Origin of the sequence: Perlabentimonas gracilis, assembly GCF_011174675.1 — a bacterium.
Lineage (GTDB): Bacteria > Bacteroidota > Bacteroidia > Bacteroidales > Tenuifilaceae > Perlabentimonas > Perlabentimonas gracilis.
The window spans coordinates 91,294-105,216 of sequence record NZ_JAANIG010000007.1; the positions used below are offsets into that span (position 1 = coordinate 91,294).

The 13,923-nt window shown below is 43.8% G+C and carries 13 protein-coding genes; 11 read left to right on the plus strand and 2 right to left on the minus strand.

What is annotated here, in order from left to right:
- Positions 1-6: 6 nt before the first annotated feature.
- Together G8O23_RS04985 and G8O23_RS04990 are read right to left on the minus strand one after the other, a co-directional pair.
- Positions 7-1,131, minus strand: coding sequence for a sensor histidine kinase (locus G8O23_RS04985; protein ID WP_317168991.1), 1,125 nt, complete (start codon positions 1,129-1,131; stop codon positions 7-9).
- Between the two features lie 127 nt (positions 1,132-1,258).
- Positions 1,259-3,805 carry an AsmA-like C-terminal region-containing protein gene (locus G8O23_RS04990; RefSeq protein ID WP_166362417.1) on the minus strand — a complete coding sequence of 849 codons (2,547 nt, stop codon included), beginning with the start codon at positions 3,803-3,805 and terminating at the stop codon, positions 1,259-1,261.
- 286 nt (positions 3,806-4,091) lie between these two features.
- Between G8O23_RS04990 and G8O23_RS04995 the strand changes: the two genes are divergently transcribed.
- The 11 genes from G8O23_RS04995 (at position 4,092) to atpG (ending at position 13,913) form a co-directional block, all read left to right on the plus strand.
- Positions 4,092-6,125, plus strand: a complete 2,034-nt coding sequence (locus G8O23_RS04995; RefSeq protein WP_166362419.1) for a SpoIIE family protein phosphatase — start codon at positions 4,092-4,094, stop codon at positions 6,123-6,125.
- Between the two features lie 6 nt (positions 6,126-6,131).
- Positions 6,132-7,259, plus strand: a complete 1,128-nt coding sequence (locus G8O23_RS05000; protein WP_166362421.1) for a ligand-binding sensor domain-containing protein — start codon at positions 6,132-6,134, stop codon at positions 7,257-7,259.
- Positions 7,260-7,312: 53 nt separating this feature from the next.
- Complete coding sequence (locus tag G8O23_RS05005; RefSeq protein ID WP_166362423.1) at positions 7,313-7,990, plus strand: rhomboid family intramembrane serine protease; 678 nt, start codon at positions 7,313-7,315, stop codon at positions 7,988-7,990.
- Positions 7,991-8,079: 89 nt separating this feature from the next.
- Complete coding sequence (locus G8O23_RS05010; protein WP_166362425.1) at positions 8,080-8,493, plus strand: bactofilin family protein; 414 nt, start codon at positions 8,080-8,082, stop codon at positions 8,491-8,493.
- Positions 8,494-8,504: 11 nt separating this feature from the next.
- Entirely contained in the window at positions 8,505-8,903 is a 399-nt protein-coding gene (locus G8O23_RS05015; RefSeq protein WP_166362427.1) for a hypothetical protein, read from the plus strand.
- 56 nt (positions 8,904-8,959) lie between these two features.
- Positions 8,960-10,081 (plus strand): F0F1 ATP synthase subunit A, encoded by a 1,122-nt coding sequence (gene atpB, locus G8O23_RS05020; RefSeq protein WP_235942249.1) that lies wholly within the window; start codon positions 8,960-8,962, stop codon positions 10,079-10,081.
- 25 nt (positions 10,082-10,106) lie between these two features.
- Positions 10,107-10,364 (plus strand): ATP synthase F0 subunit C, encoded by a 258-nt coding sequence (gene atpE / locus G8O23_RS05025; protein ID WP_166362429.1) that lies wholly within the window; start codon positions 10,107-10,109, stop codon positions 10,362-10,364.
- A gap of 21 nt (positions 10,365-10,385) precedes the next feature.
- Positions 10,386-10,883, plus strand: a complete 498-nt coding sequence (gene atpF, locus G8O23_RS05030; RefSeq protein WP_166362431.1) for a F0F1 ATP synthase subunit B — start codon at positions 10,386-10,388, stop codon at positions 10,881-10,883.
- 2 nt (positions 10,884-10,885) lie between these two features.
- On the plus strand, positions 10,886-11,425 hold the full coding sequence (gene atpH / locus G8O23_RS05035) for an ATP synthase F1 subunit delta (protein ID WP_166362433.1): 540 nt from the start codon (positions 10,886-10,888) through the stop codon (positions 11,423-11,425).
- A gap of 13 nt (positions 11,426-11,438) precedes the next feature.
- Complete coding sequence (atpA, locus tag G8O23_RS05040) at positions 11,439-13,019, plus strand: F0F1 ATP synthase subunit alpha (RefSeq protein WP_166362434.1); 1,581 nt, start codon at positions 11,439-11,441, stop codon at positions 13,017-13,019.
- 3 nt (positions 13,020-13,022) lie between these two features.
- Entirely contained in the window at positions 13,023-13,913 is an 891-nt protein-coding gene (atpG, locus tag G8O23_RS05045) for an ATP synthase F1 subunit gamma (protein ID WP_166362436.1), read from the plus strand.
- Positions 13,914-13,923 lie beyond the last annotated feature (10 nt).

A 13,923-nucleotide genomic window follows, 5' to 3' on the forward strand; every position in this document is an offset into this window, starting at 1 on the left:
AATAAATTAGTTGTGAGATTTGTTAAGCACAATACGGAATGTTGTGCCCTTATCTACCTCGGAGCTATTAACAAACAGCTTGCCATTGTGGTAAACTTCAATTATCCTTTTGGAGAGCGTTAGCCCCAGCCCCCAACCCCTACTTTTGGTTGTGTAACCAGGCTGAAACACCGTTTTGAAGTGACTCCGTGGAATTCCCTTTCCGGTATCGGTAATATCAATAAAAACAACCTGTGTGTTATCGATAACAGAAACGGTAACCTCGCCGGTGGACTGTATTGCATCCACAGAATTTCGTATTACATTCTCGAGAACCCACTCGAATAGGGTCTCATTTATAGGTACTGGAATTGATTCAGCGGAATTGAATTGTACCGTGAGACTTATTTTGCTCGAGATCCTGTTGCGAAGGTAATCGACAGTGCTTCCGATAACCGTGAGCAAATTGGTTACACGCAACGATGGGCTAGAGCCAATTTTCGAGAACCTGTCTACTACCTTCTCGAGCCTCGAAATATCTTTCTCGAAATTGGCCACCAGCTTAGGATCAATTCCAGAGTCACGTATCAGCTCAAGCCAAGCCAGGAGCGATGAGGTAGGCGTACCCAGCTGATGAGCCGTCTCCTTGGCTAGGCCCACCCAAACCCTGTTCTGCTCGGCTTTACGGGAATGGCTAAAGGCGTAGTACGATGCAATTATAAACAGAATAATTACAATAAGCTGTACGTACGGGTAGTACGTAAGTTTTACTAGTGTTGTGCTATCCTTGTAGTAAACAATATTCTTACTGCCATCAATTAGGGTAACCACAATGGGTTCCTTTGACGATTTCATTTGCGACAGCATCCTCTGGGCGTCCTCCTGGGTTTGCAGTCGTGAGGGCCTTATGTTCATATGCGAAAGAATGCTGTCATTCTCGTCGGTGAGAAGAACGGGTACGGTGGTGTTGTTCTCGAGCACCTCGAGCACTATGGCAAAATTCTGGCTCGAATCGGCCAAATCGGTAATGTTAGATATTTCGCGTATGGCTTTTGCCCACAGCTCTATCTTTTTTCGCTCTTCGAGCGACAAATCCTTAACCAAGCTATTGGTAATGTACAACGATGCAAACCCAATAAGGACCGCAACCACCAAAAGCAATGCCTTCCATCTTTGTTTTACGACGTAAACCTCCAAGGGCAGATAATTATAGATTATTATAAAACTAGTAACTCCCTTTTCTCTCTTTTAGTGCACGCGAAAGAAAAAACGGATGTTTTTAATCCCACTCTATGGTAAACTTGGTAGGCTCCTCTACCTTCTTCTTGTCCTTCTTCTGCTCTACTGTTGATTTGGGGTTCAACGAGTCTGCTTGCGACGATGGCCTTAGGAAAGAAAACTCATCGCGTAGAATTGCACGCAGGTTCATACCCTCGTTCCGAAGATTTTGTCGAAAGGCATCCCTTGCCGAAGCGCGATCGTACGAAACAGAAAAGTCGTTAGAATCACCCTCGAGCTTAAGGAACACCTTCACCCTTCCGCTGCCATCATCCTCAACCTGGCCAAACGGATCGCTTTGGGCCTTCTGGCGTGCAGCCTTGCTGAATAGGACGTCGGAAAGGTATAGTTGGGCCCTGTATCGGTAATCACCAGCAAATGTGTGCGTTCCCGACACCATCAAATCGATGGCCGATGATTTTATATCCATCTCGGGGATGATAATGACACTATCGGTGATTCTTAGCGTATTCTCTAAGGTGGAGAATCTTATATCCATCAACTCATCGAGCTCAATAAAGCGAGATAGGCTCTGTAGCTGGGCAACATTCCTAAGCCTACCGTTTACCAATTTAATATCGGCCTTAGCCTCTAAGCTCCCCATTTCTAGCTGATCGTTATGGATTGGCGCCGACAGAGCCACCGATCCGGTGAGATCTCCAGATATGTTATCGCTGGTAATTACATCCTGCCCAAAATTACTAAATGAGTTGAAAAGCATATTAACATCAATTCCATCTGCGTCTAATTCGGCTAAAAACTGGTTGGAACTTGGTGTATTGGGTGATACGCTAAACCTACCGGTAACCAATCCGTTGCACGAACGAGCCAGAAAGCTGTTGCAGTAGAAACTATTGTCGTGGGTATAAAAATTGGCGCTTAGCGGGGTGGACACAAACTTATTGTGCACAAGCCTATCGATAAATACGTCTCCGGTTACCGAGTGAATCCTATCCCATGTCGATTCGGATCTTTCATTATCCTGTGGTTGTGGGCGGGTAAAATTTAGCCATTGGGTATTTAGTGAGTCGAGGGTAATGCTTGCATTAATTGAAGTTTTCTGTTTACCAAAAACAATGGCAGATGCATTGGTAGCCTGAAAGTCGGCATTAAAGTTTGAACCATAAAAAAGGCCATGGAGCTGCGCATTGCTTATGTCCTGATTGTTAATCTGCAGCCTTCCTCCAACTCCCTTCAACTCTGGGATAATACCAACCTGCTCAAAATTAAAGTTGCTGAACTCAAGGGTTGAGTAGAATTTGGAATCCTCGAACGAGCTTAGGGTAATTTTACTAATATCATCGAGCAACCCCAGCACCTCAAAGTTGCCCGAAACCAAGCCCGAAACAACAGGCACACGAACACCCCAGCTCAGCAGGTCGGGTATGTTAACCAGCTGATTTATCTTGAGATGATAGAGTGGCGAGTTAAGGTTCTTTACCCTTAGGCTTCCGTTAACACTTGATGTTCCTGTGTAAAGCTCAATGCTCGAGAGGTAAACTTCGGATGATTCGGGCTTGCCCTGCTGACCGTTAGTGAACTTACCCATAATTCGGGTAAACTCCAGAACTGGTTTGCTGGGTATGTGAACCGTAAGGCCGTTCGACTGAAAGTCGAGATTTATCAGATAGGGCTTCTCCATTTTGGTTAAACCATCAACCCCTATGTTGAATGCAATGTTGCCCTTTGTTTTTGTTCCAGCCGGCAGGGAGATGTTGTGCTGCGAGAGGAAAGAAATCAAGTGATCCACATCAAAGTTCTCCCCACTAATTGATAGCCAAACTGGCGCACCCTTTCCCCGGCCAATGCTGCCCGAGATACTAAGCTTACTCCGGCCCAGGGTGCCAATGCTGGGCTTAACATCAACTTGCTCCTCATCTATTAGAAAATCTGTGGTTAAGCTAACTTTTTGGTTACGGACGTAGTAGAATGAGCCCTGACGAAGAACACCGATAGTAGACCGAACCCTTGTGCTGAGAATAATTTGTTGCGAGGATATTCGTCCGTTTAGGGTGGCATCCTCGAGCAAGCCCTTAAAAATCCACCCTGTCCTCAGGTCGATATAGCTGAGGTTTATGTTCTCGAGCTTCAGCTCGTCGAGGCTAAAAAGCCAGCTGGTGGCCTGCTGTTGCCCCCTTTCAAAAACCTCAAAGTTTCCCTTGCCCTTGTTATCAAAGTAAAGGTTTAGCCATCCATTTTTCAAAATAATCCGTTCGAAATTGTACTCATTACGGAGAATGCCCAGAATGCTCATCCTAACCGATACCTCCTCAATGGAGAGCAGGCCGGGTTCAAACTCGGGTGGTGTATCGAGACTCCCCTCAAATATATCTACACCTTTAAGGTTAACGGCAACATAAGGGAACCCCCTAAGCATCGACACATCAACTGCACGAATTTTTAGCTCAGCATTAATCTGCTTGTTTAAATGGCTAAGGGTTGTATCAATAAGTTTATCCTTTAAAACGTAACCAGCAATACCCAAGCTTAGCACAAAGGCAAGCAGAAAGGCCAATATGAAAAGGATAACTTTATACGCTACTCGCATATGCAATAAAATTGCGATTAAAAAACACAATCTGACACCTAAAACAAAGCACTTTTACCCTCCAACACCTCTCGTTCATAATTCAACATTAAACCCCACAAACATAAGATAAAAACGTATGTTTTGAAAGATTTAACTTAGGATTTTTACAGAAGGAAAAACAAATTGGCAACTCATAAAAATAACACTACATTTATTCCTTGTTTTCAAATTTTATTAAAAACGCCCACTACTTAAAATCCATTGGTTAAATTTGTAGATAATTTGTTGCTTAATTCACTGAGAAATGAAACTTGTTAAACTACTACTTGTTATAATGCTCACTGCCTTTACGGTAGTTTCGAAGAGTAACGACGATCAGCAGGCCGATAGCTTAACAAGGGTTTTAGAGTCACAAGCTGACTCTGCACGAATTCCAACACTACTAGCCCTTAGCTGGGAGCTAAGAAACTCAAACCCTGAGCTAGCCATTAGGTATGGACATGAAGCCATTGACCTCTCTCGACAATATAACGACTTTGAGAACCTAGCCAAGGCTCATAGCTTTGTGGGGGTAGCCTATCGCGTGATGGGTAACTACTCAAAATCAATTGACTACTACTTTATTGGCCTTGACATAGCCACCGAGCATAACATTGCTGAGCAAGTGGGGTATGCATACCTTAACCTTGCCAACCTATACATCTACCAAGAGTATTGCAACAACGCATTGGAAAACCTTAAAAAAGCCGAAGAGATAGCAGTGAAGATCAACAGCAAGCCTATGCTTTCGTATGTATATCTTTACATGGGGCGTACCCTTGTGCTTAAAAACGAACCTCTAAAGGCTCTCGATTTTTTTCAAAAAGCACTAGATATACGAATACAAACGAACAGCAGGCCAGAACAAGCTGTTTGCTTCAAATACATTGGCGACGTTTACCTTAGCACAAACGACCTTAAAGCAGCCCTGTTTAACTACGATAAGTCTCTTTCTGTTATCGATAAAGATGCCGACAAAAGCCTTTATGCAGATCTGTTGGAAAAAAAATCGACCATATCTCTTCAGCAAAAAAACGTTAGCCAAGCACTAAGGCTTGCCAATGAGAGCTTGGCTATAGCCAACGAGATTGGAGCAAGTTTTACTGCACGTAATGCTACCCAAAACCTAGCGAGCATAGCTCTTAGCAGAAGCGAATACCAAAAGGCATCGGAACATCTTAAACGAATAATTGAGTACAACAGCCATCTCTTTGGGCAGCAGCTCTCCGAAAAAATATTTCTATTGGAATACCAGCTTGAGAAGCAGCAGAAGGAGAGCGAGATTGAGATGCTAAACAAGGATAATATCATAAAAAAGCTTCAGCTTGAGAAAGCCAAAAACTATAACTTCACCTTCCTATTCATCATCATCCTTCTGCTTTCACTTTTTATCAGCTCGCTTTACCTGCTAAAGTTAAGGCGCAAACGAACTGATCTGCTTGAAGCACAAAATCAGGAGATTGTTAGCCAGCGCCAAAAGATTGAGCAGAAGAACAACCACCTGCAGAACGCATACACAGTTATTGAGGGTTACATAAGCAAGATTACTGATAGCATACAGTACGCAAAGAAAATTCAAGAGGCAATACTTCCCAACTTCGAGGTTTTAAAAACCTACTTCACCGATTGCTACAGCTACTACCTCCCTAAAGACTTTGTTAGCGGTGACTTTTACTGGATTGCAACCAAAGGCAACACGCTTTACGTATCCGTTGCCGACTGTACTGGGCATGGGGTGCCCGGAGCATTTATGAGTATAATTGGTATGGATCTGCTAAGCCAAGCAATTAATCAGCAAAACATTAATGAACCCGCTAAAATTTTGGATTACCTTAATGTTGAGATTAGAAAAAAGCTGCGCAAGGAAACACAGGACGAGCTAATCCTTAAGGACAGCATGGACATCGCCATCTTCTCGTACCAACTGGGTGGTAAAACAATTCAGTACTGCGGTGCACTTGTTCCCTTAACCATTGTAAGAAAAGGAAAGTTGCTGGAGCATAAGCCTCAGTTTACCTCTATTGGCATATCGCCCGAACTATTCAAACGCCCTTTCAAGCAGGAGGAGATTGAGATTCAAACTGGGGATTGGATCTATCTATACTCCGACGGCTATATGGATCAGTTTGGAGGAGAGAATAATCGAAAGTATATGCGGTCGCAGTTCTTTTCAACCCTGGTTAACATTAGCCAGCTAGAGGGTGAGCTGCAAAAGGATGAGTTGCAAAAGAAATTTAACGACTGGAAAGGCAATAATGAGCAGATTGATGATGTTCTAGTATTGGGAATAAAGGTGTAGTAGGTTATGCGCTATAAATTCGGTTTAGTCGTATTTGCATTATCTCTGTGGCCATTGGTCATACTTTCACAGGTAAAGCAGATCAACCTCCCTAAGGATCTATACGCATTCACCTTTCAGGAAGATCCCTCGGGCAGAGTTTGGGTAGGCCTAAGCGATGGCAACCTATCCGGAGCCCTTGGCTACGTTCTAGACAGTACTTTTATTCAGGTTTCGGGAAGTGACGAGCTTCCCAACGGCTCGTACCACAGCTCCATAAAGCTCACTGATGGCAGCCTGATGTTTGGAGGCAACATACAGGACAAGCATAGAAACTCTTTGCTGGCTTGGGTTTCAACTGAAAACCCTGACACCATAAGAATTCCCTATAAGCTCATCAATCCGTTTATCAACTCATTCGCGCTGGTGAACCGGCACGAAATATGGATTGGAACCGGAAGTGGTTTGGTTGTAAACAACCGTGGCCAATGGAGCCACTTCTCTGTTGTGAATGGGCTACCCGACAACTTTATTACATCAATATACCAAGACTTTAGGGGCATTGTATGGGTTGGTACCGAGCTGGGTGTGGCCTACTTCCAAGATAACGAGATACGTCGAGTTTCATCTGGCACCAGAATTATATCATCTGTTACCCAACTTTTTGGCGATAACCGAGGATATGTTTGGTGTGGCTCCCGGTTCACATCCGAAGGCATTAGCGTATACAACGGCGAGCTTTGGGATACATTCTCAGGCAGGCATGGACTGGTTGACAACTCGGCAAGCATTTTTTTTCAAGCCCCCGATGGAAGACTATGGGTGGGGAGTTGCTACAATAGATCAAGAGGTGGTGTTTCGGTTTTCAACGGAAAAAGGTGGGATAGCTTCACTTCCAACGATGCGCTTGCTAAACCCTGCGTTGACGCCATTGCGGCTGATGCAGCCGGTCGAATATGGCTTGGAGGCTCGTTGAGTTCACGGCGAGAAAAGGGTATAACCATTTTCGACAATGGAGAATGGCACACCTTAAAAAACTCTAACGAGATGCCTGCAGAAAGAGTTCTTACATTTTTTTTAGATTCCAAAAATCGCTTTTGGATCTCTTCGTTCGAAGGGCTATTTATTGTTGACCCAGAGATTTATTTTTACTGACCCATTAAACTCCGTATAAACAATTACATTTACAGCCAAAACCCTTAGGTATATTGAAAAATATTGAGGAAAAAATTTTCAAGCATAGTATTCTACTACCTGCACTCTTTGTCCTAGTATTATGGTTGGTAACCATAACTGAGAGCGCTACAGGTGTTAACTTTCACCGGCTTGGAGTATACCCTCGAACCCTTTATGGGCTACCCGGAATTTTGCTCACTCCGTTTATCCATAGCGGTTTTAAGCATCTTATTGCCAATTCGGTTCCGCTAGTGGTTATGGGCGCTGGTATTATCTACTTTTACCGGTCGCTTAGCTACAGGGTTTTTCTGATAATATGGATTGCATCTGGTATTTGTCTGTGGATTGGAGGCCGACCCAGCTACCACATAGGAGCAAGCGGGCTAGTTTACGGGATGGCCGCATTCCTGTTCTTTAGCGGAGCCATAAGGCGCGACCCAAGATTAGCGGCAATATCGCTAATAATTGTATTCCTGTACGGGGGGATGGTGTGGGGTGTATTCCCCATTTGGCCAACCATTTCGTGGGAGGGTCATCTATTTGGTGGCATAGCAGGTTTGGCCTGCGCCATAGCTTACAGGCACCAGGGACCACAGCGTAAGGTGTACTCGTGGGAATTCGACGAGGAAGAAGTGGATGATGCTTTCTACCAAGAAAACACCAGCACAACACAACCCGAACAGGATATCGAATACACGTCAAACAGTTAATAAATCAAAAAAAACGTAATAACTAACCCGTAGTTAATTTCATTTTATATTTTTGTGGATTGTAATCATTAACCAAAATCAAAATCAGTATGGCAAAATATAACGAAAGCGAATCCAATTCCAACAACATAAACCTTATCGGATTGGGCACCGAGATACATGGAGACATTATGAGCAATGGTGATTTGCGTATTGATGGCAGCCTGGTAGGAAACATCTCGTCGAAAGGTAAAGTGGTGATTGGCGAAACAGGCAAGATAAAAGGCGAAATATCATGCAAAAACTGCGATGTTTCAGGCATAGTTGATGGTAAGATAATTGTTTCGGAACTACTTTCGCTTAAGTCAAGCGCCAAAATTATTGGTGATATGTCAACCAATCGTTTGGCCATTGAGCCTGGCAGCCGTTTCACAGGATATTGCGATATGACCAGTGAGAACACCGCCAAAGAGAAAAGCACTGGTTTTGTAACGCCACCAGCCAGCGAAGAGAAGAAAGGTTAAAGCCAGTACCTATGGACGACTCTACCGCCCTAAGGAAATTCATAATAAAGCTTAGCATAAAATTTATACTATTCGGTATACTGTGTGCTGCTGTGTTCTATTTTTTTGCACAGCAGCACTATTTTCATTTTGTTCCAGCAATTTTTATCTACTTCTACCTTATCAACCTCCTCACCTTTTACATCCTAGTTAAGTCGCACAACTTGCCCATGGGGGCCTTCTCCAGACGGTTTATGCTTATATCGTCAGGCAAGTTTTTTGGCTCATTAATATTTGCCATTACCTTCATCGTTCTCTCGCGCGACAACACGATTCCCTTCCTGATGATTTTTATCACTCTTTACTTTTCATCACTAATTCAACTAGTTAGGGAGTTCAACGTGTACCTAAACCAAAAAAAATCTGAATAACAATTGTTTTACCATATAAAGTTTCTATTTTTGAGTTGGGTGTAAATTCAAAACATATGAAGCTGGGTATCTCCTTTTTGTCGTTGATGTTGTGGGTTCATTTTTTAGCTTTCCCTGCACAGCCGGAGGAGATTACTAAGGCTATCGATCGAGATGAGGTTCATCATGCCGCTACAGATACGAGCCATAGCAAGGAATTTAACGCCGGTGATTTTATATTTGACCACATTGGCGATGCCCACGATTGGCACATTGTTACCATAGGCGACAAGCACATTTCTGTCCCTCTCCCCATTATCCTATACAGCAGAACACGCGGACAGCTATTTACCTTCTTGTCCAGCAAATTTCACCACGGTCATGATACGTACAAAGGCTTTAAACTTGTAACAGATGGCGACCTTAAGGGTAAAATTGCTGAGGTTGATGTGCATAACAACATTTCTGATGGACCATTACCCCTTGACTTTTCAATAAAGAAAAACGTTGTAGGTATTTTATTCTCCATAATTATTCTGCTTTTAGTTTTTGTTCCCATAGCCAAAAAATACAAGGCTGCGCCCCATGCTGCACCAACGGGTATTCAGAGCCTTATGGAGACACTTATCCTATTTGTTCGCGACGATATTGCAAAGCCATCTATAGGAGAAAAGCACTACCTCAAATTTATGCCTTACCTGCTAACTATTTTCTTTTTTATTTGGCTAAATAACCTACTAGGATTAATCCCAATTTTCCCTGCTGGAGCAAACGTTACAGGTAACATTGCAGTAACAATGGTACTAGCATTGGCAACCCTTGCAACCATACTGCTAAACGCCAACAAAAGTTTTTGGAAACATATTGTGAACACCCCTGGGGTTCCTGTTTTTCTTAAGCTTCCGATTCCCATTATGCCAATTGTTGAAGCCGCTAGCTGGCTTATAAAACCAGCGGTGCTGATGATACGTTTGTTTGCAAACATACTGGCTGGGCATATTATCGCCATGGTACTTTTCTCTCTTATCTTCATCTTTGGGGCGGCGAACGTTTACTTTGGATTTGGAATCTCATTTGTGACCATACTGCTCACCGTTTTTATGTCGGTTCTGGAGCTGCTGGTTTCCTTTATACAGGCCTTTGTTTTCACCATGCTTAGTGCACTTTTCTTGGGCATGGCAACGGAAGAGCATCATTAGTTATTAACCATAAAAAACACATAAAATGACAACACTTTTTATCGTATTACAGGCAGTGGCGGGAGCCGCTTTGGCCAAAGTAGGAGCCGCCTTAGGATCGGCCATTATTGTAATTGGTGCCTCTTGGGGTATTGGTAAAATTGGAACATCAGCCCTCGAGTCAATGGCGCGCCAACCAGAGGCAGCTGGCGATATTAGGGGTAGTATGGTTGTTGCCGCTGCTCTTATTGAGGGAGTTTCCTTCTTTGCCATCATTGTTTGTGCACTCGTAATCCTTCTTTAAACGAACTAAAATCTCGAAGCTATGGGTTTAATTACTCCCGATTATGGCCTTCTGTTTTGGATGCTCGTTTCCTTTAGCATTCTTTTGTTTCTTCTGAAGAAGTTTGCGTGGAAGCAGATAATCTATAGCATTAAAAGCCGTGAAGATGAAGTTGCCAAAGCACTCCGAGAAGCTGAGTACGCCCGCAATGAGGTGGCTCAACTCCAGGAGAGGCAGGCACAAGTAGTTGCTAAGGCCCAAGCCGAAAGAGATAGCATTTTGGCAGAAGCCAAAAAAAACAAGGAGAGGATAATTGAGGAAGCCAATACCAAAGCTCTTCAAGATTCACAAAAAATGATTGAGCAGGCTCGCGAAACCATTAGTCGCGAAAAGGAAGCCGCCCAGCATGAGCTAAAGCATTACGCTTCAAATATCATCCTCCAGGCCACAGAACGTATTCTTCGTTCGGAGCTAAAGGACAAAAGCAAGTACGAAGAACAGGTAAATTCAATTATCAACGAAATCTCAACTCAAAACTAGCCATGAATCAGGGAAGGGTCTCGGTTAGCTACGCACGGGCACTTTTTGATTGGGCAAACTCAAAGGGTTTGCTTATTGAAGTGTATGCTCAATCGAAAAAACTTCAGCAATTTATGATTCAAAACCCTGAAATTGAACAGCTGTTAAGCTCACCCGGAATTCGAATAAGCAGGAAACAAAAGGTTATTGAAACCCTGTTAACCGAATATGCTCCGCTGCTTTCCACGCTAGTTATATTGACCATAAGGAATCAACGAGAGAAGCACCTGCCTATTATACTCTTAGTGTTCCAAAAGCTTTACCGGGAGCAACTTGGCGTAGCCAAAGTTATGATTGAAAGTGCTACCGAGCTCAACATCAATACTCTAAAGGGAATAAGCAGCTACTTGAGCAAAAAGTTAAGTAAAGAGATTGAGATTGAACAGCGGGTTAATCAAGCCCTAATTGGCGGATTTACGCTAACCATTGAGGATAAGTTTATGGACAAAAGCGTGAAGGGTGAATTAGAGTTGTTTCGAAAGAAATTAATGAGAACTGATTAGTTAAAGCATCACTATGGCAGATATTAAGGCATCAGAGGTATCGGAAGTTCTGAGAAAAGAACTCGAGGGTATAGATTTGAAGGCGGGATTCGAGGAAGTTGGCACTGTACTTCAGGTAGGCGATGGTATTGCCCGTGTTTTTGGACTTTCCAACGTTCGATCCAACGAGTTGGTTGAGTTCGACTCCGGGGTTAAGGGTATTGTTCTTAACCTTGAGGAGGACAACGTTGGCGTTGTGCTGCTTGGCACATCCGAATCGATACGCGAGGGTTACAGAGTAAAGCGTACCAATCACATTGCCTCAATCCAAGTGGGTAATGGACTACTTGGCCGAGTAGTGAATACACTTGGCGAACCCATCGATGGTAAGGGCCCTATTTCTGGTGAAACCTACGAAATGCCACTCGAACGCAAAGCCCCAGGGGTTATATACCGCCAACCCGTTAATGAGCCTTTACAAACCGGCATAAAGGCCATTGATGCAATGATACCCATAGGCAGGGGACAGAGGGAGCTGATTATTGGTGATAGGCAAACGGGTAAAACCGCCATTGCCATTGATACTATACTAAATCAACGCTCGCACTACGATAAGGGGAATCCCGTGTTTTGTATTTACGTAGCCATCGGCCAAAAGGGATCAACCGTTGCAAGAATTGCGAATACCCTTGCTAGGTACGGAGCAATGGAATACACGGCAATTGTTTCGGCTACAGCATCGGATCCTGCAGCACAACAATTCTACGCACCATTTGCTGGAGCCGCCATTGGTGAGTTTTTCCGCGATACAGGCCGACATGCCCTGGTAATTTTTGATGACCTGTCGAAGCAGGCCGTTTCGTATCGCGAGGTTTCTCTTCTGCTCCGTCGACCACCCGGACGTGAAGCATACCCTGGCGATGTGTTTTACCTTCACAGTCGTCTGTTAGAGCGCGCTGCAAAGGTTATTAACTCCGATGAAATTGCGGCACAAATGAATGATCTGCCCGAATCACTCAGACCCCTGGTAAAAGGGGGAGGTTCCTTAACCGCACTCCCAATTATCGAAACACAAGCAGGCGACGTTTCGGCGTATATCCCAACCAACGTTATCTCCATTACCGATGGGCAAATCTTTTTGGAGTCGAACCTTTTCAACAGCGGTGTAAGACCAGCCATTAACGTGGGGATTTCGGTATCGCGCGTTGGGGGCAAGGCTCAGATCAAATCGATGAAGAAAGTGGCGGGAACGCTTAAGCTAGACCAAGCGCAATATAGAGAACTTGAAGCGTTTGCCAAGTTTGGTTCCGACCTAGATGCTGCAACACTAAACGTGCTTGATAAAGGAGCCAAAAACGTAGAAATACTTAAACAGGCCGAGAACAGCCCCTTACCCATTGAGGAGCAAATTGCAATTATCTACTGTGGTACTATGGGGCTACTAAAGGAGGTTCCCATTGATATGGTTAAAAAGTTCGAGACAGAATTCCTCGAAACAATGAGAACTAGCCACCACCAAATGCTAGCAAAAATAGCTGAGGGAGAATTTACCGAAGAGTTCACCCAAACCATTACCGGTGTGGCAAAAGAAATTTCATCAAAATTTGCAAAGTAAACTATGGCTGGGCTTAAAGAAATACGCACAAGGATAAACTCCATTGCATCGACGCAAAAGATTACGAGCGCGATGAAAATGGTCTCGGCTGCCAAATTTCATAAGGCTCAGGAAACATTTTACAGGTTCAAACGGTACTCAAGCAAGGTGGATGAGGTGCTACTTCAGGTAGCTTCAGCTGCCAACGACTCCTCATTGGCAAAATGGTTTGCAAAGCCCACTGAGAGTAGGAATATTGCGCTCGTTGTGTTATCGTCGAACTCCAGTATGTGCGCAGGTTTTAATCAGAACCTTGCCAAAAAAGTAATAGACGAAGGCCCTAAACTCTGGGGCGAATTATGGAAAGACAACCGCATTAAGGTTTTTTGCATTGGGAAAAAAGGTGCCGATATTATATCCAAGAAAGGGGTTACCCCACAACTTATTGACACCGAAATTGCACACTTACCACTTTTCAATGATGTATCGGCATTTTTCACTCAGCACATCCTTGAGCCATTCAGGGATGGCACATACGATGCTGTATTTATAGCATACAACGAGTTTAAAAACCCCGCAGTACAGGAACCAACCATCCGGCAATTTCTACCTTTCACCATTCCAGAGGTGGTAACTAAGGATTCAAAGAGTAGCGATAACCTAATATTTGAACCCAACAAAGGGGATATTTTAAAGGCCATAATACCGATGGCGCTTAAAACATCGTTCTACGAATACACCCTTGAAAATGCCATTGGAGAGCATGGCGCAAGGATGACTGCAATGCACCAAGCTACCGAAAATGCTATAGAGCTGAGTAAGCAGCTAAAGCTTCAGTACAACAAGGCACGCCAGGCAGCAATAACCAAAGAGATTCTAGAGATAGTATCGGGTGCCGAAGCCCTAAGGGGTTAACCTCAGAAGG

What these genes read in the sequence shown, in the direction of transcription:
- G8O23_RS04990 (WP_166362417.1), bottom strand. Translation starts at nt 3,805, where the DNA reads ATGCGAGTAGCGTATAAAGTTATCCTTTTCATATTGGCCTTTCTGCTT.
- G8O23_RS04995 (WP_166362419.1), top strand. Translation starts at nt 4,092, where the DNA reads ATGAAACTTGTTAAACTACTACTTGTTATAATGCTCACTGCCTTTACG.
- G8O23_RS05000 (WP_166362421.1), top strand. Translation starts at nt 6,132, where the DNA reads ATGCGCTATAAATTCGGTTTAGTCGTATTTGCATTATCTCTGTGGCCA.
- G8O23_RS05010 (WP_166362425.1), top strand. Translation starts at nt 8,080, where the DNA reads ATGGCAAAATATAACGAAAGCGAATCCAATTCCAACAACATAAACCTT.
- G8O23_RS05015 (WP_166362427.1), top strand. Translation starts at nt 8,505, where the DNA reads ATGGACGACTCTACCGCCCTAAGGAAATTCATAATAAAGCTTAGCATA.
- atpB (WP_235942249.1), top strand. Translation starts at nt 8,960, where the DNA reads ATGAAGCTGGGTATCTCCTTTTTGTCGTTGATGTTGTGGGTTCATTTT.
- atpE (WP_166362429.1), top strand. Translation starts at nt 10,107, where the DNA reads ATGACAACACTTTTTATCGTATTACAGGCAGTGGCGGGAGCCGCTTTG.
- atpF (WP_166362431.1), top strand. Translation starts at nt 10,386, where the DNA reads ATGGGTTTAATTACTCCCGATTATGGCCTTCTGTTTTGGATGCTCGTT.
- atpH (WP_166362433.1), top strand. Translation starts at nt 10,886, where the DNA reads ATGAATCAGGGAAGGGTCTCGGTTAGCTACGCACGGGCACTTTTTGAT.
- atpA (WP_166362434.1), top strand. Translation starts at nt 11,439, where the DNA reads ATGGCAGATATTAAGGCATCAGAGGTATCGGAAGTTCTGAGAAAAGAA.
- atpG (WP_166362436.1), top strand. Translation starts at nt 13,023, where the DNA reads ATGGCTGGGCTTAAAGAAATACGCACAAGGATAAACTCCATTGCATCG.